The following is a 25,590-nucleotide window of genomic DNA, read 5'->3' as shown; positions in this document are numbered from 1 at the left end:
CAATGGGAGGCATGCGCGACAGGCAACCGAGAGCCACGACCCCCGGTATCGCGTTGCGCCGCCATCCGGTCGGCCTCCTGTTCACGTCCTGGCCGTGGCGCAGTCTTGCCTACGTGCTCAGCACCCCGCTGATCGCTGCGGTCTGGCTCGTGAGTTGCTGGCCGCTGCTGACCCTCGCCGGTGTGCCGCTCGGGCACCTCGAACGACACCGTCTCAGACTGCTCGATCACGCACCGATCCCGAACCCTCACGTTCCGGCCCCTCGGGCAGGACTGGCGGCGTGGATCCATGTGCGGGCGAGAGAGCGGATCAGCTGGACCGAACTGCTGCACGGCGCGCTCCTCGTCCCGGTGTCGGTGCTGAACTTCGCCGTCCTGACGCTGGTGCTGCTGATGCCGGGCATGCTCGCCGCCTCCAGCGGGCTCCTGATCGTCTTCAGCATCCTCGGAGTCGATCCGGCCACCGTCGACCCGGGCACGACCCTGATCCAGCGCGACACTCTCGCCCAGTCTCTGTTCTGCGTGCTCGGCCTCGTCCTCCTGGTCGCCGGCCTCTACGCCGTCACCCTCCTCGCGGAGGGGCAGCGCTATCTCACCCGGCTGCTGATCACCGAACCCGCCCCGGAGCTGTTCGCTCAGGTCGAAGGGCTCACTCGTTCCCGTGCCCGCGTCACCGACGCCTTCGACGCCGAACGCCGCAGGATCGAACGCGACCTCCACGACGGAGCGCAGCAGCGCCTCACCGCCCTCGTCATGACCCTCGGCACCATGCGCTACCAGCACGACCGCGGCCACAACGTCACCGACCTCATCGACCAGGCCGGCCACGACGCCCGCCGCGCCGTGGAGGAGCTCCGCCAGATCGTGCATGACATCTTCCCCGCCGCGCTGCGCGAGAACGACCTGACCGGTGCACTCGACGACCTCGCCGCCAGCGCGGAGACAGCAGGCATCGCCGCGACGGCCACGATCGACCTCCCCTCCGAGCTTCCGACCGAGGCGCAAGTCGGGGTCTACTTCGCGACGAGCGAGCTGTTCACCAACGTGCTCAAACACGCCAGCGCGACCAACGTTCTCCTCCTCGGCTATCAGACCGAGGATGGTCGCATCGTCGTGACGGTCGAAGACGACGGGATAGGCGGTGCGGACCCGGGCGGTACGGGACTGCTCGGCGTGATCGACCGCATCGAGACGCTCGGAGGCCGAGTCCACCTCGTCAGCCCGGTCGGTGGCCCGACCCGCATCACCCTGGAGGTCCCATGCGCATCGTGATCGCCGAAGACGCCGCCCTCATCCGCGAAGGACTGAAGAGCCTGCTGCACACAGCAGGCCATGACGTCGTCGCCGCTGTCGAGAACGGGGAGGACCTCCGCGACGCCGTCCACACCCACGCTCCCGATGTGTCGATCATCGATGTGCGGATGCCGCCGACGTACACCGACGAAGGCATCCAGGCCGCAAGCGCACTCCGGCTCGTCAACCCGGCCGAGCCGATCCTCGTGCTCTCCCAGATCGTCTCCGGACGCGCCGCCGCCGACCTGCTCACCACCGGCGACGGCGGGATCGGCTACCTCCTCAAAGACCGCGTCGGCAACGTCGAGGAGTTCCTGACCGCGCTCGACACCATCGCCGACGGCGGCCAAGTCATCGACCCCCAGGTCGTCCGCGAACTGCTGCGCCGCCGATCCCGCCTGGACGCCCTCACGCCCCGCGAGATCGATGTCCTCGCACTCATGGCCGAGGGCAAGACCAACACCGCCATCGCCCAGATCCTCGTGGTCAGCAATGCAGCGGTCGCCAAACACATCAATCGCATCTTCGCCAAGCTCGACCTTGACGCCGACGAGACCTCCCACAAACGCGTGCAAGCCGTTCTGACCTATCTCCGACAGTGACCGTCCCCCTCATGCCCGAGCACCGCAATAGACTGATAACCGCAGAATCTAGCCGATCAAGACGGCACCACTTTTGCTTCCCCACGGGGTTCTCGGCTCGGGGTAGCAGCCTGGCCGGGTCGCAGCCCACACCTACCTGCAGCCGAAGCATGCGTTCGTTCATCCGTTCGTAAGAGTCAAGGCAGGTCTGTCAGCGCTTACGGCTGTAGGAGACGATCGCTAGCGGGCAGAAGACGATCAAGATTCCGACGGACCAGATGATCGTCTGGACGATCGAGTTTCCTGCCGGTGCTCCAGCCAGCAATGCACGAGCAGCGTCCATCGCGTGCGTGACGGGGTTGATGTTTGCCCAGGCTTGGAGCCATGCGGGGAGCGTGTCGATCGGGGCGGCGAGGCTAGAACCGAGCATCAGCGGGATGAACACGATGAACGCGAAGGCCATGACTGCGCCCTCGTCCTTGACGAGCACGCCGAGGAAGACGGTCACCCAGCTCAAGCAGAACCCGAAGGCCAACACGAGAACGACTGCTGACAGGGCGGATCCGGCGTCGGTTTGGATGCGGAAACCCATGAGGTAGCCGATCCCGAACAGCAACGCGATGGCGATGATGTAGCGCACCATGTCGGCCATGATCGACCCGAGCAGGGGTGCTGATCGTCCGATCGGCAAGCTGCGGAAGCGGTCGAAGACGCCCTTCTTCATGTCGATGTTGATGCTCAGGCCGCTCGAAAGCATGCCGGAGAGTCCTGCGCCCATGACCACGATTCCCGGAAACAGATAGAGAAGATAGTCGTCGGTGGAACCCGCAACCGAGCCGCCGAAGAGATAGACGAACAGCAGCAGGAAGATCGCCGGGGTGACCACTCCGTTGACCAGCGCACCGGGGTTCCTCGCGGACTTGGCAAGGCTCCGACGGGCCAGGATCAGGCTGTGCCGTAGCAGCCCTGCCGGACGTCTCTCGGAGCTGGTTGCGGTGATGGTGTCGGCGCTCATGCGTGGCTCCTTTCGGCCTCGTCGTTCGTGTCGCCGATGGTGGGTGCTCCGGTGAGGGTGAAGAACACCTCGTCAAGGCTGGGGAGCCGTAACGCGAACTCGGCAACCTCAATTCCTTCCGCTTCAAAGCGATGGGCGATGTCGAACATCGCCCGATCGCCGTCCACCGGCGTGATCAACTCGTGCTGAGCGGCGCGCTCGACCGGGTGGCCGGAGACGGCGGCCAGGATGGCAGCGGCCCTCTCCACGTCGCCGGGGTTCTTGGGACGGGTCGCGATGGCTTGGCCCCCGACGATCTGTTTCAGCTCGGGTGGAGTGCCGTGGGCGATCACGCGGCCGTGGTCGATGACGGTGATCTCGTCAGCCAGTGCGTCGGCTTCTTCCAGGTACTGCGTCGTCAGAAGGACGCTGGCGCCATCGGCGGTGAGTTCACGGATGATCCGCCATAGCTCTTCGCGCTTGCCAGGATCAAGACCGACCGAGGGCTCATCGAGGAACACGACACGAGGGCGACCGACGAGGCTCGCGGCGAGGTCCAGACGTCGGCGCATCCCGCCGGAGTAGGTAGCCACCGGCTTCTTCGCGGCATCGGTCAAGGCGAAACGCTCCAACAGCTCGGCCGCCCTGCGGGAAGCCTCGCGTTTGCGCAGATCGAGCAGACGCCCGATCAGGATCAGGTTGCCCAGGCCCGTGAGCTCTTCATCCAGCGTCGCGTACTGGCCTGTCAAGCCAATGATCCGTCGCACCTTGGCCGCTTCGCGGGTGACGTCCATGCCGGCGACTCTGGCGGTTCCGGCATCGAGGCCTGTCAAAGTCGCCAGGATACGGATCGACGTTGTCTTCCCAGCCCCGTTCGGGCCGAGGACGCCGAGTACGGTGCCCGGCCGGGCACGCAGATCCACCCCGTCCAGAGCGGTGTGCTTGCCGTACCGCTTCACCAGCCCCTCGGCTTCGATCACATAGTCACTCAATTGAATCTCCTTGCCTTCATCGCCGTGTTCAGGGGCGCAGTGTCTTGGGGAATCCCGTCCAATGCAGATCGGGGCGCAGGTGGCTCATGTCGTTGAACATGACGATGCTCGGTGGCACGCTCGGCCGGTGCTCGATCACGGTCAGCGCAGCGTTGGCGCTGCTGAGCCCAAGCCACCTGATCGCCGGGGCGTCCATGGCGTGACGGAGGAGCCACGCGATCGGGTAGGCGTGCGTGATGAGCACTTCGTGCACGTCGTCATCGTCCTCGGGTGCGGTGGCGAACCTCGCGGTGAGGCTCTGGGCGATCTGGTGCCCTGCTTCGGCTTCGTCGGTGTCGTAGCCGTCGAAGAACGGCATCCATGACGGCGGGGTCTCCTCCGGCTTCGGCACGTAAGGCACATGGTCGATCAGCTCGGCCGCTTCGCTCACCTCGGCGGTGCCGGCGAGGAAGATGTTGAGCTGCCTCGCGCTGTCGGCGGCTCGCGGCAACGGCGAGTGCCAGACGGCGTCGATGGGCAGATGCGCTAAACGCTGACCGAGAAGACGAGCTTGCTCGCCCCCGGTGTCGGTGAGGTTGCCGAACGCATCGGCGTCACCGTGGCGTGCGATGTAGAGATACCTAGTAGCCATAAGTATGTCGGGGAGCACCACGACGATGCCCCGGCTCTCCTTTCTCTCGGGGTAAGGCTTCGGGTCAAAGGACGGTGACGGTTCCGGCGGTACCGTCGAGCGTGGTTCGGGCACCGTCGTCAATGCGGGTAGTGACACCGGCGACGCCGAGCACGGCGGGGATGCCGTATTCGCGGGCGACGATCGCGGCGTGCGAGAGCGCGCCGCCGGTCTCGGTGACCACCCCGGCGGCGACGGCGAACAGGGGTGTCCAGGCTGGGTCGGTGTAGGGGCAGATCACGATGGCTCCGCGGCGGACGGTGGCGAAGTCGGAGGGGCCGCGGACGATTCGTGCCGATGCGGTGACCGTTCCGTGGGATCCGGGAGTCCCCCTCAACGCCTCAGCTGGGTGGGGCGGGCCGGGGACTCTGGTGTCGGGAAGCGCTGCCGTGATCGGGCGTGCTTGCAAGATCCACACGGTGCCGTCTGCGACGGCCCATTCAATGTCTTGCGGCCCGCCGAGCACCGTCGCGATCCGGCCTCCCAGCTCGACCAAGGTCGCGACAGTGGCGTCGTCCAGGGCGCGTGCGGATTGCTGGTCGGGAGCGATCGCGCTGGTGACCACACCGCCGCGCTCACGGCCCAGGTCGATACGGGTCTGTTTACTTCCCACCGCGCAGCCGATGGCCCCGTCCGCGGCGACCTCGTAGGCGTCCGGCGTGATCGTTCCGCCAACGACGGCCAGACCGAGGCCCCAGGATGCTTCGATCCTGGTTGGCTGCCCGTGCTGCTGGGGGGTGAACATGACCCCCGACACATCCGCCTCGATCACTGGCTGCACGAGCACCGCCATGCCCGACGCGTGAGGCAACTCTCCACCCGTCCGAGCCCAGTAGCCATCCACTCGTGCAGCGCGGGCCGACTTCCAACAAGCCATGATCGCCTGACACACGTCGTCTGCGCCGCGAACCCCGATGACGCTCTCGTACTGGCCAGCTGCCGAAGCATCCCCGGTATCCTCGTTCATCGCAGACGAACGCACGGCCACCACCGGATCGCCCAGCCTCCCCAGCTCACCGGCGACGGCATCGCGCAAGAAACGCACGGCCTCCGCGCCGGCCGGCTGATCGCCGTGTGGCACGACGAACCCATCGGGCACCGGCAGCCCCTCCCGCAGCAGCACACCGAGCGCCGCCGCCTTGCCACCCGAGCTCGCCCGGGTCGCTTCTGAGAGCGTCGTCAGCATCACACCATCCTTCAACGAAAGATTGACAACATTCTGTTGATCGTAGCAGGATGGACGGCATGGAACGCAAGCACGACGTCGAGCAACTCAGCAGTGCCGACCACGAGTCGACCCGACGTGAGCGCGAGGCCCAGGGCCGACTTCTCGACAAGGGCGCAGACCAGTTGGAACCGCGCCCGTGGCAGCAGGCCGCAGCCCCGCCCTCGGCGGTGGATCTGACGCAGTACGCGCTCTGGCGCTCATCCGAGCTGGCCCCAGACGAGCTTTTGGGCGCTCTCTCGCTGCTCCCGGCAGCACGCGCCGAGGTCGAGAGCGTGGAGATCGGCCTACTCTTCGCCGCTCGCAACGAGGGGCTCACTTGGGCGCAGATCGCCCAGGCGATGGGGTTCCGATCCCCGCAAGCCTGCCAGCAGTACGTGAACCGGCTCAGCGCCAGGCAGGACAGGCGAGCATGACGCATCCGTCCACGCCGGAACTGCTCGTGCTGCACGCCGTGCGCCTCATGGGATTCGCCGACAGTGACGCCGTCGCCGAGCGTGCGGGAACGAGCCACGTCGAGGCGCTGCGCGTGTTGAGTGAGGCGGAGCGTGAGGGGTGGGTGCAGCACGCCGCGTTCGCCGACCTCGAAGGCTGGTCACTCACCGACTCGGGCAAGACGGAGAACGAGCGCCAACTCGCGACAGAACGCGCGGACGCCGACCCCGCTGGCGTGGTGGCGGCTGTCTACCGCGAGTTCCTTCCGCTCAACGCCCGCCTACTCCGAGCCGTCACCGACTGGCAGATCAAGCCCATCGGAGCAGACCAGCTGGCCCCGAACGACCATGCCGACCGCGCATGGGATGGACGCGTTCTCGATGAACTCACGGCACTCGGCAGGAAACTTGCACCCTTGGGCGAGCGCCTCGCTGCCGTTCTCGCGAGATTCTGCGGCTACGCGGAACGGTACGAGACTGCCCTGCACAAGGCCAGGAACGGGGAGCTCGATTGGATCGACAGGACCGAAGTGGACTCCTGCCACCGAGTCTGGTTCCAACTCCACGAAGACCTCGTCGCAACACTCGGCATCGACCGTAGGAACGAAGCATAGATATCTATGCAAGCAGTCACCAAGCGGGCGAGGTCGCTGCCGGCGTCCGAGACATAGCGTGGATCCGCAAGTTCAAGCCGATCGAGACGCAGCTACTTTCACGACCGTACGCGGTGCTTTCCTCCACGAGTTAATACGTCAATATGAGCGACCTATTTGTGGCGAGTTCGCGATGACGCGGGAGTACAGCGGGAGAGTCTGGGCGAGAGCCGTGAGGGCTACGCGCAACGTCTCGTCGGGCCGTCCAGCGTCTCGAAGCGCGAGCGCGAGAAACGTCTGCACGGCATCGCCCGTGGTTTCGTAGCTCGGCTGATTCCTCAGGAGATCAACTACGGCCTTCGGCGCGCCGGCGTTCCGCAGTGAGTTGGCGAGCTGCACCATTCCCTGCGCCCGTCTGGGCTCGGAGAGTCCGCGGTCGAGGGCGGCCCGGTAGAGGGGAACAGCTTCTTGTTCCTTGCCGAGGTAGTCGTGGACGGACGCCCACTCGTACAGGGCGTCTGGATCGTCTTCGGCGCGCTCCGCGACCAGGGCTTGCATGTTGTAGAGCATCGTGTCGGGTGCGGTGTCGTCTACCGATTCCCACAACTACGCGATCCGGCGTCCCAGTCGGCATCCATCCCGTCGGGATCTCACGCAGTCGATGCTCCCGCGGCGGTCAGCCTGTCCCTGTCAGTGCTAGGCAACTCGGGGTTCTGGCTACCCCGCTGTAGCCCGAGCAGGGTGGATGCATGACCGGTTCGCACGCTCTGCTGCTGGTTGGCACTGTCAGATGTTTCGAGGAGGGAAGCGCCGTATGACGACCACTGTCGGTCCCGCACCTGATGCTGAGGTCGGCCAACCACCGGCTGCCGTGCCGCGACGGAACGCGGCACTCGCGCTGTTCGCGCTGAGTGTCGGCGGGTTCGGGATCGGGTTGACCGAGTTTGTCATCGCCGGACTCCTCACCGAGGTCGCCACGGATCTGGGTGTCACGATCAGCCAGGCCGGGCATCTGGTCGGCGTCTATGCGCTCGCGGTCGTGCCCGGCGCGTTGATCATCACCCCTTTTCTCATGCGGCGGCCCCCGAAGTACGCGCTCGCGGTGCTGCTGGCGTTCTTCGTAGCCGGGAACCTGCTCTCGGCCTGGGCGCCGACATATGAGGTGATGCTCGCAGGCAGGATCGTCGCCGCACTCGCGCACGGCGGCTACTTCGGCATCGGAGCCGTGCTCGCCTCGTCCCTCGTGCCCGCTTCGAAGCGGGCGTCGGCCGTCGCGGCCCTGTTCGCCGGCCTCACGATTGCGAACGTTCTCGGGGTGCCCGCGGGAGCGCTCGTGGGCCAACAGTTCGGATGGCGGATGGTGTTCTGGATCATCAGCGTACTCGGCCTTCTCGCGCTGGCCGGGCTGGTCGCTCTCGTGCCGAAGACGGAGCCGGAGCGGGATCAGCTTCCCGTCGCCCAGCAGTTCCGTGCCCTGGCGCGTCCGCAGGTGCTCGCCTCGCTGCTCACGACGGCGCTGGTGTTCGGCGGCATGTTCGGGGTGTTCACCTACATCGAGCCGCTGCTCCGGGAGGTCACCGGATACTCGGCCGCCGCGATCCCGTGGCTGCTCGTGATCTTCGGAGGGGGCCTGTTCGCGGGCAACATCCTCGGCGGCAAGGCCGCAGACAGGAACGCGGACAACGCGGTACTGGTCCTGTCGATCCTGCTGCCGGCCGTGATCCTGACGCTGGGTGCGGTCGCCGGGATGCCGGTGCCGGTCGCGATCGGGCTGTTCCTGCTCGGCCTGGTCGGCTTCGCCACCGTGCCCGGCTTGCAGGCGCGGGTGATGCGGCACGCGGCGGGGGCTACGACTTTGGCGTCGGCGACGAACATCGCCGCGTTCAACCTCGGCAACACCATCGGCGTCAGCCTCGCCGGTGCCGCGATCGCCGCCGGCTACGGGCTGGTCAGCCCCACCGTCGTGGGCGCGGGTCTCACAGTCATCGGCCTGACGATCATCGTCGTCGCGCGCATCGCCGCACGGCGCCGGGTCTCTTCATCCGCTCGCCACATCAACTCGGCAATCTAGGAAGGCTTCACCATGCATCTCGATCTCACAGGCCGCGTCGTCATCGTCACCGGCGGCACCAGCGGCATCGGCCTCGCCACCGCCCACGAACTCACGAACGAAGGGGCGAAAGTCGTGGCGGTCGCCCGCCGCGATCCCGGCGACGGCGTGCTGCCCGCATCGGCGCACTTCGTCGCCGCCGACCTCGCAGCACCGGACGCCGCGGCCCGGGTCGTGGCGAAAGCCATCGAACGGTACGGCCGTATCGATGGGCTGGTGAACAACGCCGCCCTGTTCGATACCCGTGACTCGTTCGAGGCGATCGATGACGAGCTGTGGGAGGCGACGTTCGAGGTGAATCTGTTTGCCCTCGCCCGCCTCACCCGCGCCGTGATCCCGGCCATGCGGGACGCGGGCGGTGGGAGCATCGTGCACCTGGGCAACGAGGCAGCCCGCATGCCCGATCCGACGATGGCCGCCTACGCCGCGTCGAAGGCAGCAGTGCTGTCACTGTCGAAATCTCTGGCCATCGAGTACGGCCCGGCGGGCATCCGCTCGAACGTCGTCTCCCCCGGCCCGACCCGCACCGCGCTGTTCGACGCGCCGGGCGGGTTCACCGAACAGCTCGCTACGCGCTTCGGCACCGATCCTGACGCGGCGGTGGACCGATTCATCCGCGAGGAGCGCCGCCTGCCCACCGGCCGAATCGGCCGACCCGAGGACGTCGCCGGCGTGATCGCCTACCTGCTCTCACCGCGCGCTGCGCAGGTGACGGGTGCGGAGTGGTCGGTCGACGGCGGCGCCCTGCGCCAGATCTGACCGGACCCATCATGACCACGATCACTACCCCTGAAACGACGCTCTCCAGTGCTGTCACACCCGATGGTGCGACGGTGCCGCTCCTCGTGCACCGACCGGCGAACCCGCGCGGCTGGATCGTCTGGGCGCACGGCGGCTCCTGGCAGCACGGCTCCGCTGCCGCCTGGGCGCCCGTCACCGCCGTTCTCGCATCCCGGTCGGGGTGGGCGGTCGTCTCCGTCGAGTACCGCCTCGCCCCGGCTCACCGGTTCCCGGCCGCGGTGCTCGACGTGCTCGCGGCCCTCGACTGGACCGACCGTCGATCCGACGGGTTGCCGGTGGTCGTCGGGGGCGACAGCGCCGGCGGCACAATTGCCGCCTCCGCCGCGCTCGCCCGGCGCGATGCCGGCGACCGGGTGCCGGCCCAGGTGTTGACGTATCCACCGCTCGATCCCGATTGCGGCCGCCCCTCCTATCGCGCCGGGTCTGGCGCGTTTCCGAACCGGGCCGACCTGCGTGCGGCGTGGCGACTCTGGCTCGACAGCACTCCCGAGCCGACGATCCTGCCCACCCCACTAGAGGCTCCGAGTCTTGCCGGGCTGGCCCCGGTGTCCCTGGTCGTCGGCAGCGACGATCCGGTTCGCGACGACGTAATCGCCTACGCCACGCGGCTCCGCACCGACGGCATCCCCACGACCTTGGAAGTACTGCCCGGCGTCGGGCACGCCGACCTGCTCAGCCCTCGCAGCCGCGCGCTCGCGGCGGTGGCCGCAGCCCTGCCCGAACTGCCCCTGTCCGAACGATCCACTCCGAGTACTCAACCGAATCACATGGAAGGAACCCCATCATGACCACCACCACTCCCGCGCCGCTGGAGGCGCTGACCCGTCACTTCATCGACCTGCGCGACGGCAACCACTTCGGCCACGTCACCCGCACCGGCAAGGAGACCGCCTTCGGAGAAGCCGTCCACCTGCTGGACGGCCCGGCCCGACAGGTGCTGGCAGAGTTCAACGACCATCTCCTGGCCGGCACGGGGAAGATCGAGGTGACCGGTCTGCACCGGGATCAGCGTGGCGGGCTCATCGCGTCCTGGCTGCTGACCTGGCCCGAGCAGCGCGCCGCCACCCTCGCCCCCATCAGCCTGATCGCGACCTACGGCGCCGGGTTCCACCACCCGCACCTGCGCGGCGCGACCATCGGCGAATGGCCGCTCAACGTCGCCGAGCCCGAGCACGCCGAAGAGCTGGTGCCGGTGCTGCGCACGATCGCGGGCGCCGATATCCACAACCTCGTGTTCCAGGTCGGCGGCGACTGGCGCATCATCCCCGCCCTCCACCCCGCAAATGCCGAGAAGCAGTCGGCATGAGGGTCTCGATCCTCGACCAGGTACCGCTCACCGAACACACCGCGACCAGAGCGGAGGCCGTGCAGAGCGGTCTCCGCCTGGCCCAGGAGGCCGAAGCGCTGGAGTATCACCGGATCTGGTTCGCCGAGCATCACCGCTCGGCCTCATTCGCGAGCACCGCCCCGGAGATGATGACCGCCCTCGCCCTGGAACGCACTCGAACGATCCGGGTCGGCACCGGCGGCATCCTCCTGCCGCTGTATCCGGTGCAGAAGGTCATCGAGGTGATGGCCTTACTTGGGCAGGTGCATGGCGACCGCGTCGATGCCGGCGTGGGCCGGGCCGCGCTGGATGATCCGGATTACGGGGAGAAGATCGCCGCTCTCGTCCACGCCCTCGGCACCCAGCACCCGTCGGGGGCGGGTGAGCCGGATGGCCGGGTCTGGGTGCTCGGCGCGGGCGGCTCCGCCGCACCCCTGGCCGGCCTCGCCGGCGCCGGATATGCACACGGGCACTTCTTCGTGCCCCGCGGCGGCGAGGCTGCGACCGCCGCCTACCATGCAACGGCGGCCGAGCATGGTCATGGCGCGCATACGGTGCTGGCCATGCGCGTGGTCACTGCCGAGACGCGCGAACGCGCCCAGCAGTTGGCGGATGCGATGCTGCTGTGGCGGGCGAGGAAAGACCTCGGTTTCGACGGGCCGATCCCGTCAGCCGAGACCACGACGCGGCACGAGTGGACCGATGCCGAGCGCACCCGCGCGAAAGCCCGATCCCACGCGATCATCGCCGGAACCCCCGACCAGGTGAGCACCGAACTCACGGCACTGGCCGAAGCGCACAGCGCGGACGAGGTCATGATCAACACCCTCACCAGCGACCCGGACGACCGGCTGACCTCGTACCGGCTGCTGGCCGAGCGCCTCATGGAGTGATCGTCGCGGTCACCACACGAAGAAGCGCTCCCAAGATCATCCTGGGAGCGCTTCTTCACTGTCCGTCGGGCGACCGGTCACGAGGCCGAGGTCAGTAGCCGCAGCGCGGCGAACGACGCGCTGCCAGGCTCCGCGGTGTGGGTGAGGATCCGCTGCCCGTTGCCCTCGGGCAGGTGCAGCACCTCGTAGCCCAGCTCCAGCTCCCCGACCTCGGGGTGGCGGAACCGCTTCGCTCCGCTCGTGCACAGCCGAACGTCGTGGCCGGCCCACAGGCGGGCGAACTCAGGGCTGTTCATACTGAGCTCGCCGACCAGTTCGGCCAGGCGCAGGTCGTCGGCGAACTGCGCCGCGACGTAGCGCAAGGAGGCGACGGCGAGGGCGGCCTCGTCGGTCCAGTCAACGTAGAGATCGCGGGTGTGCTCGTCCAGGAACAGCAGCTTCAACTGGTTCGGACGATCCTCCACCCATGAGGGCGCATCGCAGTCGAGATGCCCGGCGAGTAGGAGGTGACCGGCCCGGTTCCAGGCGAGGATGTCGTTGAACCGGCCCAGCAGCACCGCGGGCACGTCGCCCATCGAGTGCAACAGTTGCTCCGCGCCGGGCTTGGCGATCTCCGGTTTCGACGCCTGCGGTCGCTTCGGCGGGGCGGGGTGCGCGAGCGCATACAGATGCGCCCGTTCGTCGTCGTCGAGCTGGAGGGCACGCGCGAGGGCATCGATGATGGCATCCGAGGCGTTCTGCGACTGCCCCTGCTCCAGCCGGGTCAGATACGTCACCGAGACTCCGGCCAGCTGCGCGAGCTCCTCGCGACGCAGGCCGGGAACCCGGCGGCGACCGTAGCTGTTCACGCCGGCCTCGTCCGGGGTGATCCGGTCGCGACGCGAGCGGAGGAACTCGCCCAGCTCGGTGACCGGGCCATCGGTATCTGTGGACTGCGGTAGTGCCATGCCATCTATTGTCCCGCACGCGTACCGGCGGAGCCTGACCCTGTCAGTGCTAGGCAACCGCAGGCCACGCAAACCGGGGATCTGGCTACCTCTTTCGCATCGTCCGAGTCTGGATGGCATGAGCCACACAGACACCTCACCACCACCCAGTACCGCATCGACACCCGTTCCGGCGGAGCGCTTCACCGCGGCGCAGAAGATCGCCATGGCCGTCCTGCTGACGGCGAACTTCACCCTCGCAGTCGACTTCTCCATCCTCAACGTGGCCCTGCCGCACATCGGCACCGAACTCGGCTTCGCCACCTCCGCGCTGCAATGGATCGTCACCTCATTCGCGCTCTGCGCGGCTGGGTTCACGCTCTTCTTCGGGCGCGTCGCCGACCTGTTCGGCCGCAAGCGCCTGTTCATGATCGGGATCGTGCTGCTCGGCGTCTCCTCCCTCGCAGGCGGGCTCGCCACCGAGCCCGTTCTGCTGCTCGCCGCCCGCGTCGGCCAGGGCATCGCCACCGCGATGGTCACCCCCGCCGCGCTGTCGCTCATGACCACCATGTTCCCCGAAGGCCCGGCCCGATCCCGCGCGCTCGGCCTCAACGGGGCGCTCATGGCCGCCGGCTTCACCGCAGGAGCCGTGCTCGGCGGGCTGCTCACCGGAGCGGTGTCGTGGCGGTGGGCGTTCTTCATCAACGTCGTCGTCGCCCTCGCCGTGATCCTCATCGCCCCGTTCGTGCTCCGCGAACCCGCCCGCGGCCCGCGCCCCAAGCTCGATGTTCCCGGCGCGGTCACGATCACCCTCGCGCTGGTGGCGCTCGTATTCGGGATCGACACCGCCGGCCACAACGGGTGGACCCACCCGGGCACCTGGGGGCCGATCCTGGGCGCGCTGATCCTGTTCGCCGTGTTCTTGAAGATCGAGGGTCGCGTCACCGAGCCCCTCGTTGCACCTGGGCTGCTGAAGCGCTCGAATATTGGCTGGGGCAACACCGCCGGGCTCCTTGCGTTCGGCACTTTCACCTCGCTCGTGTTCCTGCTGACGCTGTACCTCCAGCAGATCCTCGGCTACAGCGCCATCACCGCGGGCCTGATCCTCGGGGTGCTCGGCATCGGCACCGTGATCGGCGGCCTCGTCGCCCCGAAGATCATCGGCCGCACCAGCGCCAAGACCGCGATCATCGCCGGCCTTGTCGTGCAGGCCGCCGCCACGGCACCGCTCGCATTCGCGGGCGACACCCGCGCGTGGCTGGTACCGGTACTGATCCTCACCTTCGTCGGCGGGATCGCGAACCTTGTCGCGATCGTCGGCTACGTCGTCGCCTCCACCTCCGGCGTGCCCGCGAACCAGCAGGGCCTCGCGACAGGCCTGGTCACGATGAGCCAGCAGGTCGGCATCGCCCTCGGCACCCCGGTCATGTCGGCGATCGCGACCGGCATGGTCGCCGCGACGTTGCTGCCCGGGCTGCAGCTCGCGATCGGTGTCAACGCTGTGATCGCGATCGGTGCGGCGATCCTCATCGCGGTGTTCCTGCGTCTACCCAAGGCAGTCGCACCGGTCGCAACACCAGAACCGGCCGACATGACCGTCTAACACACTTCCCTCATCATGAACGCCCCGCGAGTTCCTACCCTCACTGGAAGCTCGCGGGGCGTCCACTTGTTGCCGGACTGATCGCGGTGTTCGAGTCCGTTCTTGCGCGAACCAGCACAATCCATCGCCCTGTTGGTCCGGTCGCCTATGACTGCGTGAAGCTCATCATCGTGCGTGATGGCAGTGCCATCTTGTTCAGCGAATTCGGTGAACGACCGGTCAGGCCCGGCGACGTGGTACTGCTCGGGGCCAACGTGCTGTGCGGGTCGGAACCAGAGGGACACGTCACGGTCACGACGATCTACGCCGACACCGACTTCCTGCTCGATCAGTTGTTCTGGCAGTACGCCGACGTCCTCCGCGACCGCCTCGACGCGCAGGGATTCGCCGACACGATCTACACCGAACCAGCCCAGATCCTCCGGCTCGGGGAAGACCGCTCTGGAATGTTGATGCCCTGGTTGGACGAGCTCGTCGCTCTCAGCGTCGACGGGCATTACAGGGAGCGGTTTCATCGGATACAGGCGTTATGGCACGCGGTCATCGACCAGATCGCCCCGTTCATCCGCATCTCGCCGGTTCGGACCTCACCGCACCAGCGGGCACGGATCAGACCGGCCCTACCTCGGGATCGCCGGTTCACGCCACTACGGGCCGAAGCCAGACAGGTACGCGACGCTCTACGCAGTGACATCGCCCGCAACTGGGGGCTGCCGGAGCTGGCGAGCATGGTGCATCTGTCCACAAAGCAACTCTCGCGGGTCTTCGTGGACGCCTATGGGAAGACCCCGTTGACGTATCTGACGATGCTGCGGGTCGAGGAGATGGCCCGCCTCCTGCGCGAGACCGACCTGACGATCGAGCAAGCAGGACGACAGGTCGGCTGGCGTTCCCGCAACCGGGCGTCGGCGGCGTTCCGAGAGTGCGTCGGGATCACACCGAGCCGGTACCGAGCGATGCGCTCCGCGAGCAGCAGCATGCACATGAATGAGACACCGGTGCCCACCTAAACGACCCCATCCCGGCCCGTCGCGACCACAGCGCTGGCGGTGCTGGTAGTCCGGACTGTCCAAACGTCAGGTGCCTCCGCGTTCCTGTCGGCCAACTTACCGCTCCATCGTTCGCTGACCGTCTCGACTCTCCGGATACACCTGGCTCACCTCGCAGGTGCACGACCAGCCGCCCACACCCCGGGTGGCTGGTCTGCCGGGAGGAGGCCAGAACGATGGCGACGAGGGAAGAGGCCCGCCAGAAGCGGGAAGAGAAGCTCGACGAGCTCCACGAGAAGCTCACCGGTGCGGTCGAGCAGCTCGTCACGGGCGAGGACTGGGCCGACGCGCTCCGCTTCGCCGCCCGCTTCCGGTCCCGCTCGTTCAACAACGTCCTGCTGATCTGGGAACAGCATCAAGCGGCGTTCGAGCAGGGCCGGGTGCCCGAGCCGTTCCCCACCTATGTCGCCGGGTACAAGCAGTGGCAGCAGCTCGGCCGGCAGGTCGAGAAGGGCCAGCCCGGATATCAGATCCTCGCCCCCGTCACCGGCAGGTTCGCGTCCGCGAACCCCTCTGACCCGGCGTCCTGGTATCGCCTGAACCGTGGCGAGAAGCCGAAGCCGGGCGAGGTGGTGCGCTCGCGGATGGTCGGCGTGCGCCCCGCCTACGTCTGGGATGTCTCCCAGACCGCCGGGGAGCCGATCCCGGAACCGCCGTCCCCGGTGCTGTTGGCGGGCGAAGCCCCGGACGGGCTTTGGGACGGGCTCGCGCAGCAGGTACGGGCGGCGGGGTACGAGCTGATGCGGGTGCCGCATGAGGGCATGATCCACGGCGCGAACGGTCTGACGGATTTCGAGGCGAAGACGGTCGCGGTGCGGGAGAACATGGACCCCGCCGCCCAGGTCAAGACCCTCGCGCACGAGCTTGCACATGTACTGATGCACGACCCCGACCAGGAGGATGCCCGCCAGCATCGCGGGATCGCCGAGGTCGAAGCCGAGTCCGTCGCGCTGATGATCGGCGCCGCCCACGGAATGGACACCACCGGTTACACGATCCCGTACGTGGCCGGATGGGCGGCGAACGTTGACGGCAAAGAGCCGGTCGAGATCGTCAAAGCCACCGGTGAGCGGGTGCGGAAGAGCGCGGCAGGGATTCTCGACCAGCTCGACACCGTTCAGGTGCCCGACGGCACTCCGCCGGGACTGGTCCGCGACGGCCCCGCTCGGAAGGCGCCGGAGCAGGATGGCCCGGCCCGTTCGTCGGAGCGCTCGCGGGGGCGGCGGGTCGAGCCGTTGCCGGAGCCTGCGCGTCGGGAGCGGGTGGGGGTTGAGGGGCCGGGGCTGTGATGAGCAGCCCGAGCAGGTTCACCGACGCGGTGCGGCGGATGGATGCGTCCTGGACGCTGCCGAATGCCGCGGCGGCGTACGCGGCGGCTGGGGTTCCGGTGTTTCCGTGCGCGCCGGGAGGTAAGCAGCCGACCACCCGGCGCGGGTTCCACGACGCGACCACAGACCGGGCACGGGTGCGGGCGTGGTGGTCGCGTTTCCCGGCCGCGAACATCGGGATGCCCACCGGCGCCGCCTCCGGCGTGGCGGTCGTGGACGTCGATGTGCATGGCGTCAACGGCTACGAGGCCTTCGGCCGAGCGCGCCGGGCGGGGCTGTTGAACGGGTGGGAGGCGCTGGTGCGCTCACCGACCGGGGGCCTGCATATCTACTATCCGGCCGGGACCGGTGAGCAGCCGTCGTGGCAGGCCGGGCGTGCGGGGATCGACTTCCGCGGGGATCGCGGCTACATCATCGTCCCGCCGTCCCGGCGCCTCGTCGATGGCGACGGCGTGCTCTATCGCCCCACCACGTTCGCTGCGGCGGACGGCCGGCCCCTGGACGCGGGCCGGTTGCGCGATTTCCTCGATCCGAAGCCGCCGGCCCGCCCACGCCCGAGGGGGCTGGTCGCGGACTCGGAGGCGATGGCGGGCCGGTTGGCGGCGTGGGTGGCGCGTCGGCAGGAGGGCGAGCGAAACGCCGGACTGTTCTGGGCCGCGTGCAAGCTCGCCGAGAACGGCCTGCCCCGAGACGACGCGTTCGAGGTCCTGGGCGCCGCGGCCTCGCATGCCGGGCTGGCCGAACGAGAGATCACGACGACCGTTCACTCCGCCTACCGCACCGTGGGCACCACCACCTCTGCCACCTCTGGCGGCGGCCGGGGTGCCGGGTCGCCGTTCGGGCTCTCACGCCCTGTCGTGCGGGCGGAACCGGCCCGGGGGCTGTCATGACGGCCGTATCGGGCCGCCGGTGGGCGGTGGTCGCGGCGGCATCGGGCACGGTGCTGATCGGCGGCGGCGCGTTCTGGCTGAGCTTCACTGCGCTGGCCGATCTCGCGGTGCGTTCGGGCATCGACGCCGGGCTGGCGTGGATCTGGCCGCTGCTGGTGGACGGGCTGCTCGTGGTCGCCACCGTCGCGGCCGTCGCCCTCGACGGGCACCGCTCGGCCTGGTATCCGTGGGCGCTGCTGATCGCCGGCGCGGGAATGTCGGTGACCGCGAACGCCGCCCACGCGATCGTCGCCGCGACCGCGTCAGTGCCGGCCCTACTGGCCGCCGTCGTCGCCGCGGTGCCGCCATTGGTGCTGCTGGCGTCCACGCACCTGACCGTCGTCCTCACCCGCTCCACCAAGACCAGAGCCATCAAATCTCCCGCCGGGCTTCCCGTCACTGGACCAGCTCTGACCGGCACCGTGAGCACGGGCCGGACGGGGCACGCCGATCCGGCTCAGCCGCCCAAGCTGCCCGAGCACCCTGAGCCGGCTGCCACCAGCGAGCCAGAGACACAACCGCCAGCGCTGCCCGAGCCCCAGAACAAGCTCCAGGACGAGCCCACGCCGAAGCCGTCGTCCGGCCCCGATCCCACCGAGCCCGCACCGCCCAAGTCTGGATCGCCCGGGCGGGAGTCGCTGGGCGCCGGACTGGTTCGGCGTGAGCGGGCCGTGACGCTGCGGGAGGCGGGCTGGTCGAACAAGGCGATCGCCCGCGAGCTCGGGGTGCACGCCTCAACGGTGGGCCGCTGGTTCCCCCGCGCCAGCAGCGGCGAGTCAGAGACCGAGATGAAAAAAGACGAGGAGAAGGAGTCCGATCATGAACCCCAACGAGCATGAACACGAGCAGGAGCAGGCCGCCCGGCACGAGACGCCGAACGCGGCACGCCCTGACCCGGTGGAGCTGACGGGCGCACCGCAAGCGGTCCAGGCCGCCGACGTCGACCGCAAGAACCCGACCACCGATGGCGCCGACCCGAAGCGGCGTGCCCGCGGGGTCGACTGGGTGCGCTCGTCGGACCTGTTGGCCCGTGGCAGCGGGGTCGCCTCCCGCCTGGCGATCGACTTCGAGGCCCACCTGGCCCAGAAGGCGCATGACCCGCTCGCCCGCGGGGCGGAGCGACTGGGTGAGCGGGTGCGGGAGCTGCCGCCGCTGTCGGCGTTCGGACGCGGCACGAGCCACGAGGGTGCCGGGCGTGGCCCGGTCGGGATGAGCTGAGGTGAGCGGACATGACCACCGTCAACGACGACACCGAACGCCGCGCTCCGGGCGCCGGAGCGGCTGCGTGCACCTGCTTGTCAGGAGGTGCCGAAACCATGACCACGACCAACACCACGAACGCCCCGCACGAGGACTACGCCACCAGTGCCGGGCTGCGTGCCCTGCTGCGGCGACTGCACGAGGCCGGAGAGCGGGCGTGGGCGCACGATCCGGTCGCCGCCGAGCTGATGCGGTTCGCCGCGGAGAAGTATGGCGCTTTGGCGCGTAAGCACGGGCTGGACCCGTGGGAGGCCGCGTCCGCGGCGTTCGATGTGATGCGCACCCGCTCGGCCCGTGAGGCGCACGACCCGTGGGGCGTGGTCACGCACGCGGTGCGGATCACCTGCATCGCCGAGGAACGCGCCCAAGGGCTGCTGTGCTCGACCCACCAGGCCAGGCGCCCGCATATCTCCGCGTTCCACGACGCGGAGCGGATCTCCGACCGTGAGACCCCGCTGTCGGAGTATCACCCGGCGTTCCAGGTCACCGACCCCGACCCCGCCACCGACGCCGCAGGCGGTGACGCCGGCGACGGAAGTGGTGGCGGTTGCGGGGTGCAGGCGTCGATGTCGGCGTCCTCGGCGATGGAGGACGCGATCGCGCTGGTGACGATGCTCGGCTGGGAGCCGGCGACCGCGCGGGCGTCGGTGGAGCACATCTGCGGCGCGTTGGCCAAGGCCGGGGCGCGGCATACCGCCTACGAGAACCTGCGCCGTGACCAGTACGCGCGTGCGCTGCTCGATCTGCCGGCCCGCTCCTGGACGGGCCTGCTGAAAGCACTGCTCGGGAACCCGCACCCGGGCCTGGCGGCGACCAGCGCCGGGCGGGGCGTGCTGCTGCGGCTGCTGATCGGCGAGACCCTCCCGGTGCTGCTGCGCGATGACGACCTCGTGCTGACACTCTGCCTCGCCGCGCCCGACCAAGGCCGCAAGTAAGCAGACAGCACGCGGATCGGAAGGAGGTGAGTGGCGATGGGGATCGAGCTGGAGCGCACGGTCGATTCGATCCAGGTCGGCACCCGCCACCGCACCGATCTGGGCGATATCGAGGCGCTGGCCGAGTCGATCCGGCAGCACGGCCTGTTACAGCCGATCACCGTCACCACCGACGGGGTGCTGGTGTGCGGACGGCGCCGACTCGCGGCGATCAGGCTGTTGCGCTGGCGCACGGTGAGCGTCTGGGTGCGCCGGGGTGTCTCGGATCGGCTCGGGCTTCTGCTGGCAGAGCAGGACGAGAACGTCCACCGCAAGCCGCTGACCCAGCTCGAAGCCGCCGCCCTCTACCGCGAACTGAAGCAACTCATGACCGAAGACGCCGCCCGCCGACAGGCCGCGACGCGGTTCAGCAGCGGTCAGCAGCCCGGTGGTGACGGTGGTGGAAAATTTCCACCACCGTCACCAGGGCCGGCGGGCAAGGCCCGTGAGCAGGCAGCCGCGATGATCCCCGGCGGCACGTCCTACAAGACGCTAGAGAAGATCGGCCAGGTCCAGCGCGTCGCCGACGACCCGACCGTCGCAGAGTCGTTGCGTGTGCTGGCCGCTGCCGAGCTGGCGGGGATCGAGGAGGGCGGGCCGGTCGACCCGGCCTACCAGCTCGTACGCGCCGCGGTCGCCGAGGCCGAGCAGGCCCGGCAGGCCGAGCTGCACGCGCTGGCCGAGGAGGCTGTCGCCCGTGTCACCGGCCCGGGCCGTACCAAGAAGCGCAAGGACCAGGCCGCCGAGCCTGCGCCGGCGCAGGTGCCGGGTCGGTGGCCGGTGGCGGCGTTCGTGCAGACCTGGACCTCGCTGACCGACTGGTGGACCCACTACGAGCCCGCCGAACTCGCCGAAGAGCTCACCGACGAACAGGCCACCATCTTCCTGACCGTCGCCGAGGGCACCGCCGCGTTCGCCGACCTCCTGCGTCCCCTGCTCACCCCAGGCACCGACGAGACCGGCGATCACACCGGACCCGGCGATGATGCCGCAGTCGGCGAGATGCCAGCGCAGACCCCGGCCGAAGGGGACGCGGAGACCCCGCGTCGGCACCTGCGCGCCCTGTAACCACGAGTCGCGAGCCCGGCCCCGCCGTGTGCGTGTGGGGCCGGGTTCGTGCACCTGGGCGGCATGAAGACTTCTGCCGACACCCCTTCCCGCAAGCGCCTGATCGTCCTGCTCGCCGCGGGCCTGACCGTCCTGATCCTCGCCGGGGTCGGGGTCTACGGGCTGATCCAAGGCCCCCGCACCGGCCCACCCTCCGAGAACGACCGTCCGGCGGCGACTGCCCCGTCCGATGACGGGCCGGCACATCCGGACCGGATCGCGCCGGTGGTTCGCAGCAGTGACCCGGAGACCTTCGCCCGCAACGTCGCGACCGCGGTGTTCGCGTGGGATACCGGGGCCGGGTTCATGCCGCTGGACTACACGGCGGTGTTGATGGAGGTCGCCGACCCCACCGGCACCGAGCAGGCGGGCCTCGCATCGGATATCGCCGCCTACCTGCCCACCCGCGACGCGTGGGTCGAACTGCGCCCGTACGCCACCACCCAGCACTTGGAGATCACTGACGCGTTCGTGCCGGACGCCTGGGCACAGGCCGAGGAGCAGGCGCGGCCGGGGCAGCTCACGCCGGGGACGACGGCGATCACGGTCGAAGGCATCCGCCACCGCGCAGGGGTCTGGAACGACGAGCCCGTCCAGTCCGCGCACGAGGTGGCGTTCACCGTGTTCGTGATCTGCGAGCCCGCCTACGACACCTGCCACCTGCTGCGCCTGTCCGAACTCGATAACCCCCTGCGCTGACCGGGCCGCGAGAGAGAAAACAGGAGGTGCTGTGGTGTTGAAGAAGCTCGCCATCGGCCTGCTCGCCCTGGTGCTGGCGGCGCCGTTGCTGTCCATGGTGGGGATCGGGCTGCTGATGAACCCCGCCCTCAGCGGGGCCTGCACGGTCTCCGGCGGGAGCTTCACCGTCGGCGAGGTCCCCGACGAGCTCGCCGTTCAGACCCGCGACGGCGAACAGTTCACGCTGAACAAGACGCAGCTCACCCACGCGGCCACGATCATCGAGATCGGCTCCGGCATCGACGGCGTGAACCGCGATGGGCTCCAGATCGCGCTGATGGCAGCCCTGACCGAATCGACGCTGCGTCAGCTCGCCAACACGAGCGCCTACCCGGAGTCCGGCGACTACCCGAACGACGGCGACGGCTCCGACAACGACTCGTTGGGGCTGTTCCAGATGCGCCCGCAGTCCGGGTGGGGCACCGTCGCCGACCTCATGGACACCACCTACCAGGCCGAGGCGTTCTTCGGCGGCCCCGACGGACCCAACGGTGGCTCGCCGCGCGGACTGTTGGACATCCCCGGCTGGGAGGACATGGGCAAAGGCGAGGCCGCCCAAGCCGTCGAAGTCGCGGCCCATCCGGAGCGGTATGAGAACTACAGCCCGGTCGCCATCGCGATCCTCGACGCCCTGATCGGCCCGACCACCGGCACGGCCACCGCAAGCAGCACGGACGGCAGCCCGGTGATCGTCCCGGCGCTGGCGGAGTCCTCGCGAGTGGTGTTCCCGCTGCCGGAGGGCACCTGGACAGCGACCTCGCCATTCGGGTACCGGACCCACCCGATCACCGGGGAACGGAAGCTGCACACCGGGGCGGACTTCTCCGCCGCCGATGGCACGCCGATTCTCGCGGCCGCGGACGGCACAGTGACGGTGGCGGAGTTCTCCGGCGGGTACGGCGGCCTGGTCGTCATCGAACACACCATCGGAGGGGCCACGGTGGCGACCGCGTACGCGCACTCCTGGGAGGACGGCATCCACGTGACCGCAGGCGATCGGGTGACCGCGGGGCAGCACATCGCCGATGTCGGCAGCTCCGGGATGTCGACCGGCCCGCATCTGCACTTCGAGGTCCGCGACGGTGGCACCGACGGGGAGTACATCGACCCCGCCGCCTGGCTGAACGACCAGAATGCTGCTGATCTGCCCGAGGCCGAGACCGGCCCTCCCGGTGGCGACTGCGACCCCGAGACCCGCAGCGGGCCGGGTGGGGAGCCGGACCCGTTCACCGGCGACAACCCGGACGAGCTGGTGGACGACCCGACCACCGATGGACAGATCACCCGCCGCACCCTGCACCTGTATCAGCAGACCTCCGCGGCGTTCCCCGACACGACCTGGGCCTGCTACTCACCCCGCCCCGGCTCGGTCTCGGAACATCCACTCGGGCGAGCCTGCGACATCGCCTTCGGCAACGCCATCGGACAGCGGCCCACCCCGGCGCAACGCGAGCAGGGGTGGGAGGTCACCAACTGGATGAAGACCCACGCCGAAGTCCTCGGGGTGGAGTACCTCATCTGGGACGGGAAGATCTGGTCGCTCGCCCGCGACGACGAGGGGTGGCGCGACTACAACGGCGGCGGCATGCACGACCCCGGCTCCATCACCGGAGGCCACTTCGATCACTCGCACGTGACCGTTGCCGATTCGGTCGGGGGCGCGTGATGGAGGTGTTCCCGGATTTCGAGGGCCTGGGCGGGATCGGTGACCTGGAGAGCGTGATCGGCGCGCTGTTGATGTTCGTGCTGGTGATCGCGGTGCTGATGCTCATCGTCTCCGGCATCATCTGGGCGATCGCCTCCTCGACGGGCAACTACCACGCGGCCGGCAAGGCCCGCACCGGCGTGCTCGTCGCCCTCGGTGCGGCGATCCTCGCCGGCTCCGGGGTGGCCTGGATGAACTGGCTCATCGGCATCGGCCAACAACTCTGACCCCACCACACCCTACTTTCCGCGCCCGTCCTGGCTGTTCGCCCGGGGCGGGCGCTTTCTCGCACGCTGGCGGGCCGGCGTGCACCTGGTGGCAGAACCGTATCCGTTCTCGTCCAGAGGAGATTTCGCCGTGATCGACATCGACCCCAACAGCTCCGGCCTTCCGGGCATCGAGCAGCTCCGCGACATCGTCGGTGCCGTGATGACCGTGGGCCTCATCCTGTCCGTGCTCGCCCTGATCGTCTCCGCGATCGTGTGGGGCTTCGGCTCCAACAGCTCCAACCCGCACTTGTCCGGCCGCGGCAAGATCGGCGTCCTCATCTCCTGCGGTGCCGCGGTGATCTGCGGCGCCAGCGTCACCTTGATCAATTTCTTCTGGGACGTCGGCCAGGCCGTCTGACCACCATCCATCCCGTGACCCGTGAGGGAGGTGTGTGATGGCGCTGTGCGATCTGCCCGTCATCTCCAACGTCTGCGACTCCGCCGGTGAAGCGGCCGCGTCGCTGATCTCGGCCCCGTTCGACTGGTTCGCCCAAGCCGTCGGCGGAGCCGCCGGCTGGCTGCTGGAAGCGATGTGGGCGGTATTCGACACCACGACGCTGGTCGATGTCACCCAAGACGGCTACGTGGCAGTCTACAACCTGCTGTTCGGGATCGGCGTGTTCATCGTGCTGATCTTCTTCTGCTTCCAGCTCATCCTCGGCCTGATCCGCCGTGACCCCACCGCCTTGTCCCGTGCCGCCCTCGGCGCCGGGAAAGCAGTACTCGGGTCGTTTGTGGTCATCACCCTGGCCGCGCTGGCGTTGGAGATCACCGACCAGCTCGCCATCGGGATCATCCAGGCCGCCGGCGAGACCACGACCACGATGGGCGACAAGATCATCCTGCTCGCCGCCGGCCTGACCGGCATCAACGTCACCGCGCCCGGGGTCGGGGCGATCGTCACGATCTTCCTCGGCGGCCTGATGGTCGCCGCCGTCGCGATCGTCTGGTTCAGCCTGTTGATCCGCAAAGCGCTGCTACTGATCGCGATCGTCCTCGCGCCGCTCGCGTTCGCCGGGGCCGCGTGGGATGCCAGCCGCTCCTGGATCGGGAAATGGGCGGCGTTCGTCCTCGCCCTCATCGTGTCCAAGCTCGTGCTGGTCGTGGTGTTCCTGATCGCGATCACGCAGATGGCGACCCCGATCGAGGCCGATCTGACGGCGATCACCGAGCCGATCACCGGCATCGTCATGCTCGCCATCGCCGCGTTCGCCCCGTACATGGTCTACCGCGTCATCGCGTTCCTCGGCTTCGACCTCTACAACACCATGGGCGCCGAGCAAGAGGCCAAGAACGCGATGAACCGCCCCGTCCCGGTCCCGACCAAACCCACGGGTGACGGCCCGAAGAAGGTCCTCGACGACAACGGAGGCGGCGGTGGCGGTGGGAATCCTCCGCCACCCCCGGGCGGCGGAGGTGGTGGGAATCCGCCACCGCCCCCGCCCGGCGGAGGCGGAGGCGCTGGTGCCGGGGCTGGTGCGGGTGGCGGTGGTGCTGCGGGCGCTGGGGCTGCTGCGGGTCCGGCTGCGGCCGTGGTGATCGGCGCGCAGGTTGCGAAGAAGGCCGCCACCGCCGGCCCAGAGGCCGGCAGGGCCGCAGGCTCGCAGGCCGAGGCCGCCGCCGACGGCGCGAACCAGAACACCGCCAACACCAACAGCAATGGCAGCGGTGGGAGTGGGCCGGCGTCGCAGGCGCCTCCGCATCGCACCCCGCCGCCGAACGCCCCGTCCGGCCCGACGCCCCCGGCCCGCGACGGCGGCACGAAGCCGCCGGCAGGCGGGAAGGAGTGA

Annotated in this window: 28 protein-coding genes; 22 read left to right on the top strand and 6 right to left on the bottom strand. The window is 68.9% G+C overall.

Annotated elements, in window-relative coordinates:
• Positions 1-11: 11 nt before the first annotated feature.
• Both ACQE2J_RS10845 and ACQE2J_RS10840 read left to right on the top strand, forming a co-directional pair.
• A complete protein-coding gene (locus tag ACQE2J_RS10845) occupies positions 12-1,271 on the top strand; it encodes a sensor histidine kinase (protein ID WP_301498980.1) in 1,260 nt (419 codons plus the stop codon).
• Positions 1,259-1,894, top strand: a complete 636-nt coding sequence (locus ACQE2J_RS10840) for a response regulator transcription factor (protein ID WP_426936319.1) — start codon at positions 1,259-1,261, stop codon at positions 1,892-1,894. The genes ACQE2J_RS10845 and ACQE2J_RS10840 overlap by 13 nt, the downstream gene beginning before the upstream one ends.
• A 190-nt stretch (positions 1,895-2,084) precedes the next feature.
• Here ACQE2J_RS10840 and ACQE2J_RS10835 read toward each other — a convergent pair whose 3' ends face one another.
• From ACQE2J_RS10835 to ACQE2J_RS10820, 4 genes are read right to left on the bottom strand one after another with little or no spacing between them, the layout of a single operon-like run.
• Positions 2,085-2,888: an ABC transporter permease gene (locus ACQE2J_RS10835; protein ID WP_426936318.1), complete on the bottom strand. Its 804-nt coding sequence runs from the start codon at positions 2,886-2,888 to the stop codon at positions 2,085-2,087.
• Positions 2,885-3,859 carry an ATP-binding cassette domain-containing protein gene (locus ACQE2J_RS10830; RefSeq protein ID WP_426936317.1) on the bottom strand — a complete coding sequence of 325 codons (975 nt, stop codon included), beginning with the start codon at positions 3,857-3,859 and terminating at the stop codon, positions 2,885-2,887. The genes ACQE2J_RS10835 and ACQE2J_RS10830 overlap by 4 nt, the downstream gene beginning before the upstream one ends.
• Before the next feature lie 28 nt (positions 3,860-3,887).
• A complete protein-coding gene (locus ACQE2J_RS10825) occupies positions 3,888-4,511 on the bottom strand; it encodes a histidine phosphatase family protein (RefSeq protein WP_426936316.1) in 624 nt (207 codons plus the stop codon).
• A gap of 43 nt (positions 4,512-4,554) precedes the next feature.
• Complete coding sequence (locus ACQE2J_RS10820; protein ID WP_426936315.1) at positions 4,555-5,715, bottom strand: PEP/pyruvate-binding domain-containing protein; 1,161 nt, start codon at positions 5,713-5,715, stop codon at positions 4,555-4,557.
• Positions 5,716-5,774: 59 nt separating this feature from the next.
• Between ACQE2J_RS10820 and ACQE2J_RS10815 the strand changes: the two genes are divergently transcribed.
• Both ACQE2J_RS10815 and ACQE2J_RS10810 read left to right on the top strand, forming a co-directional pair.
• Positions 5,775-6,170, top strand: a complete 396-nt coding sequence (locus tag ACQE2J_RS10815) for a DNA-binding protein (protein ID WP_426936314.1) — start codon at positions 5,775-5,777, stop codon at positions 6,168-6,170.
• The gene (locus ACQE2J_RS10810) at positions 6,167-6,802 is read left to right on the top strand and encodes a transcriptional regulator (RefSeq protein ID WP_426936313.1); all 636 of its coding nucleotides are present in this window, start codon (positions 6,167-6,169) and stop codon (positions 6,800-6,802) included. The genes ACQE2J_RS10815 and ACQE2J_RS10810 overlap by 4 nt, the downstream gene beginning before the upstream one ends.
• Before the next feature lie 138 nt (positions 6,803-6,940).
• On the opposite strand, the gene ACQE2J_RS10805 is transcribed toward ACQE2J_RS10810, so the two are convergent.
• Complete coding sequence (locus ACQE2J_RS10805) at positions 6,941-7,351, bottom strand: tetratricopeptide repeat protein (protein ID WP_426936312.1); 411 nt, start codon at positions 7,349-7,351, stop codon at positions 6,941-6,943.
• A 244-nt stretch (positions 7,352-7,595) separates the two neighbouring features.
• Between ACQE2J_RS10805 and ACQE2J_RS10800 the strand changes: the two genes are divergently transcribed.
• The 5 genes from ACQE2J_RS10800 to ACQE2J_RS10780 are packed head-to-tail and all read left to right on the top strand — an operon-like array spanning position 7,596 to position 11,912.
• Complete coding sequence (locus ACQE2J_RS10800; RefSeq protein WP_426936311.1) at positions 7,596-8,852, top strand: MFS transporter; 1,257 nt, start codon at positions 7,596-7,598, stop codon at positions 8,850-8,852.
• A 12-nt stretch (positions 8,853-8,864) separates the two neighbouring features.
• Positions 8,865-9,650 (top strand): SDR family NAD(P)-dependent oxidoreductase, encoded by a 786-nt coding sequence (locus ACQE2J_RS10795; RefSeq protein ID WP_426936310.1) that lies wholly within the window; start codon positions 8,865-8,867, stop codon positions 9,648-9,650.
• Positions 9,651-9,661: 11 nt separating this feature from the next.
• Positions 9,662-10,480 carry an alpha/beta hydrolase gene (locus ACQE2J_RS10790; protein WP_301443884.1) on the top strand — a complete coding sequence of 273 codons (819 nt, stop codon included), beginning with the start codon at positions 9,662-9,664 and terminating at the stop codon, positions 10,478-10,480.
• On the top strand, positions 10,477-10,998 hold the full coding sequence (locus ACQE2J_RS10785) for a hypothetical protein (RefSeq protein ID WP_426936309.1): 522 nt from the start codon (positions 10,477-10,479) through the stop codon (positions 10,996-10,998). Before ACQE2J_RS10790 ends, ACQE2J_RS10785 begins: the two co-directional genes overlap by 4 nt.
• Positions 10,995-11,912: an MsnO8 family LLM class oxidoreductase gene (locus ACQE2J_RS10780; protein ID WP_301443882.1), complete on the top strand. Its 918-nt coding sequence runs from the start codon at positions 10,995-10,997 to the stop codon at positions 11,910-11,912. Before ACQE2J_RS10785 ends, ACQE2J_RS10780 begins: the two co-directional genes overlap by 4 nt.
• 77 nt (positions 11,913-11,989) lie before the next feature.
• On the opposite strand, the gene ACQE2J_RS10775 is transcribed toward ACQE2J_RS10780, so the two are convergent.
• Positions 11,990-12,859: a helix-turn-helix transcriptional regulator gene (locus tag ACQE2J_RS10775; RefSeq protein ID WP_301443881.1), complete on the bottom strand. Its 870-nt coding sequence runs from the start codon at positions 12,857-12,859 to the stop codon at positions 11,990-11,992.
• 118 nt (positions 12,860-12,977) lie between these two features.
• On the opposite strand from ACQE2J_RS10775, the gene ACQE2J_RS10770 reads away from it, so the two are divergent.
• The 13 genes from ACQE2J_RS10770 (at position 12,978) to ACQE2J_RS10710 (ending at position 25,590) form a co-directional block, all read left to right on the top strand.
• The gene (locus tag ACQE2J_RS10770) at positions 12,978-14,441 is read left to right on the top strand and encodes an MFS transporter (RefSeq protein ID WP_426936308.1); all 1,464 of its coding nucleotides are present in this window, start codon (positions 12,978-12,980) and stop codon (positions 14,439-14,441) included.
• A gap of 155 nt (positions 14,442-14,596) precedes the next feature.
• Positions 14,597-15,451, top strand: a complete 855-nt coding sequence (locus ACQE2J_RS10765; RefSeq protein WP_426936307.1) for a helix-turn-helix domain-containing protein — start codon at positions 14,597-14,599, stop codon at positions 15,449-15,451.
• 215 nt (positions 15,452-15,666) lie between these two features.
• Positions 15,667-16,779, top strand: a complete 1,113-nt coding sequence (locus ACQE2J_RS10760) for an ArdC-like ssDNA-binding domain-containing protein (protein ID WP_426936306.1) — start codon at positions 15,667-15,669, stop codon at positions 16,777-16,779.
• The gene (locus ACQE2J_RS10755; protein WP_426936305.1) at positions 16,779-17,708 is read left to right on the top strand and encodes a bifunctional DNA primase/polymerase; all 930 of its coding nucleotides are present in this window, start codon (positions 16,779-16,781) and stop codon (positions 17,706-17,708) included. The genes ACQE2J_RS10760 and ACQE2J_RS10755 overlap by 1 nt, the downstream gene beginning before the upstream one ends.
• Positions 17,705-18,586, top strand: coding sequence for a DUF2637 domain-containing protein (locus ACQE2J_RS10750; RefSeq protein ID WP_426936304.1), 882 nt, complete (start codon positions 17,705-17,707; stop codon positions 18,584-18,586). Before ACQE2J_RS10755 ends, ACQE2J_RS10750 begins: the two co-directional genes overlap by 4 nt.
• The gene (locus tag ACQE2J_RS10745; RefSeq protein ID WP_301443450.1) at positions 18,567-18,965 is read left to right on the top strand and encodes a hypothetical protein; all 399 of its coding nucleotides are present in this window, start codon (positions 18,567-18,569) and stop codon (positions 18,963-18,965) included. Before ACQE2J_RS10750 ends, ACQE2J_RS10745 begins: the two co-directional genes overlap by 20 nt.
• Before the next feature lie 98 nt (positions 18,966-19,063).
• Positions 19,064-19,942 (top strand): hypothetical protein, encoded by an 879-nt coding sequence (locus ACQE2J_RS10740; RefSeq protein WP_301443451.1) that lies wholly within the window; start codon positions 19,064-19,066, stop codon positions 19,940-19,942.
• Positions 19,943-19,978: 36 nt separating this feature from the next.
• Positions 19,979-21,049 (top strand): ParB N-terminal domain-containing protein, encoded by a 1,071-nt coding sequence (locus ACQE2J_RS10735; RefSeq protein WP_426937509.1) that lies wholly within the window; start codon positions 19,979-19,981, stop codon positions 21,047-21,049.
• Between the two features lie 63 nt (positions 21,050-21,112).
• Positions 21,113-21,787, top strand: coding sequence for a hypothetical protein (locus ACQE2J_RS10730; protein WP_426936303.1), 675 nt, complete (start codon positions 21,113-21,115; stop codon positions 21,785-21,787).
• 34 nt (positions 21,788-21,821) lie between these two features.
• The gene (locus tag ACQE2J_RS10725; protein WP_426936302.1) at positions 21,822-23,492 is read left to right on the top strand and encodes a M23 family metallopeptidase; all 1,671 of its coding nucleotides are present in this window, start codon (positions 21,822-21,824) and stop codon (positions 23,490-23,492) included.
• The gene (locus ACQE2J_RS10720) at positions 23,492-23,758 is read left to right on the top strand and encodes a DUF6112 family protein (protein WP_127363259.1); all 267 of its coding nucleotides are present in this window, start codon (positions 23,492-23,494) and stop codon (positions 23,756-23,758) included. The genes ACQE2J_RS10725 and ACQE2J_RS10720 overlap by 1 nt, the downstream gene beginning before the upstream one ends.
• 130 nt (positions 23,759-23,888) lie before the next feature.
• Positions 23,889-24,158, top strand: a complete 270-nt coding sequence (locus ACQE2J_RS10715) for a DUF6112 family protein (RefSeq protein WP_127363258.1) — start codon at positions 23,889-23,891, stop codon at positions 24,156-24,158.
• Between the two features lie 37 nt (positions 24,159-24,195).
• Positions 24,196-25,590, top strand: coding sequence for a conjugal transfer protein TrbL (locus tag ACQE2J_RS10710; RefSeq protein WP_426936301.1), 1,395 nt, complete (start codon positions 24,196-24,198; stop codon positions 25,588-25,590).

It is taken from the genome of Brevibacterium sp. LE-L (genome assembly GCF_050214925.1).
In the GTDB taxonomy this organism is placed as follows: Bacteria; Actinomycetota; Actinomycetes; order Actinomycetales; family Brevibacteriaceae; genus Brevibacterium.
This window is presented reverse-complemented; position numbering and strand designations above follow the sequence as displayed.

What these genes read in the sequence shown, in the direction of transcription:
- ACQE2J_RS10845 (WP_301498980.1), top strand. Translation starts at nt 12, where the DNA reads ATGCGCGACAGGCAACCGAGAGCCACGACCCCCGGTATCGCGTTGCGC.
- ACQE2J_RS10840 (WP_426936319.1), top strand. Translation starts at nt 1,259, where the DNA reads ATGCGCATCGTGATCGCCGAAGACGCCGCCCTCATCCGCGAAGGACTG.
- ACQE2J_RS10835 (WP_426936318.1), bottom strand. Translation starts at nt 2,888, where the DNA reads ATGAGCGCCGACACCATCACCGCAACCAGCTCCGAGAGACGTCCGGCA.
- ACQE2J_RS10820 (WP_426936315.1), bottom strand. Translation starts at nt 5,715, where the DNA reads ATGCTGACGACGCTCTCAGAAGCGACCCGGGCGAGCTCGGGTGGCAAG.
- ACQE2J_RS10815 (WP_426936314.1), top strand. Translation starts at nt 5,775, where the DNA reads ATGGAACGCAAGCACGACGTCGAGCAACTCAGCAGTGCCGACCACGAG.
- ACQE2J_RS10810 (WP_426936313.1), top strand. Translation starts at nt 6,167, where the DNA reads ATGACGCATCCGTCCACGCCGGAACTGCTCGTGCTGCACGCCGTGCGC.
- ACQE2J_RS10805 (WP_426936312.1), bottom strand. Translation starts at nt 7,351, where the DNA reads ATGCTCTACAACATGCAAGCCCTGGTCGCGGAGCGCGCCGAAGACGAT.
- ACQE2J_RS10800 (WP_426936311.1), top strand. Translation starts at nt 7,596, where the DNA reads ATGACGACCACTGTCGGTCCCGCACCTGATGCTGAGGTCGGCCAACCA.
- ACQE2J_RS10795 (WP_426936310.1), top strand. Translation starts at nt 8,865, where the DNA reads ATGCATCTCGATCTCACAGGCCGCGTCGTCATCGTCACCGGCGGCACC.
- ACQE2J_RS10790 (WP_301443884.1), top strand. Translation starts at nt 9,662, where the DNA reads ATGACCACGATCACTACCCCTGAAACGACGCTCTCCAGTGCTGTCACA.
- ACQE2J_RS10785 (WP_426936309.1), top strand. Translation starts at nt 10,477, where the DNA reads ATGACCACCACCACTCCCGCGCCGCTGGAGGCGCTGACCCGTCACTTC.
- ACQE2J_RS10780 (WP_301443882.1), top strand. Translation starts at nt 10,995, where the DNA reads ATGAGGGTCTCGATCCTCGACCAGGTACCGCTCACCGAACACACCGCG.
- ACQE2J_RS10775 (WP_301443881.1), bottom strand. Translation starts at nt 12,859, where the DNA reads ATGGCACTACCGCAGTCCACAGATACCGATGGCCCGGTCACCGAGCTG.
- ACQE2J_RS10770 (WP_426936308.1), top strand. Translation starts at nt 12,978, where the DNA reads ATGAGCCACACAGACACCTCACCACCACCCAGTACCGCATCGACACCC.
- ACQE2J_RS10760 (WP_426936306.1), top strand. Translation starts at nt 15,667, where the DNA reads ATGGCGACGAGGGAAGAGGCCCGCCAGAAGCGGGAAGAGAAGCTCGAC.
- ACQE2J_RS10755 (WP_426936305.1), top strand. Translation starts at nt 16,779, where the DNA reads ATGAGCAGCCCGAGCAGGTTCACCGACGCGGTGCGGCGGATGGATGCG.
- ACQE2J_RS10750 (WP_426936304.1), top strand. Translation starts at nt 17,705, where the DNA reads ATGACGGCCGTATCGGGCCGCCGGTGGGCGGTGGTCGCGGCGGCATCG.
- ACQE2J_RS10745 (WP_301443450.1), top strand. Translation starts at nt 18,567, where the DNA reads ATGAACCCCAACGAGCATGAACACGAGCAGGAGCAGGCCGCCCGGCAC.
- ACQE2J_RS10740 (WP_301443451.1), top strand. Translation starts at nt 19,064, where the DNA reads ATGACCACGACCAACACCACGAACGCCCCGCACGAGGACTACGCCACC.
- ACQE2J_RS10735 (WP_426937509.1), top strand. Translation starts at nt 19,979, where the DNA reads ATGGGGATCGAGCTGGAGCGCACGGTCGATTCGATCCAGGTCGGCACC.
- ACQE2J_RS10730 (WP_426936303.1), top strand. Translation starts at nt 21,113, where the DNA reads ATGAAGACTTCTGCCGACACCCCTTCCCGCAAGCGCCTGATCGTCCTG.
- ACQE2J_RS10720 (WP_127363259.1), top strand. Translation starts at nt 23,492, where the DNA reads ATGGAGGTGTTCCCGGATTTCGAGGGCCTGGGCGGGATCGGTGACCTG.
- ACQE2J_RS10710 (WP_426936301.1), top strand. Translation starts at nt 24,196, where the DNA reads ATGGCGCTGTGCGATCTGCCCGTCATCTCCAACGTCTGCGACTCCGCC.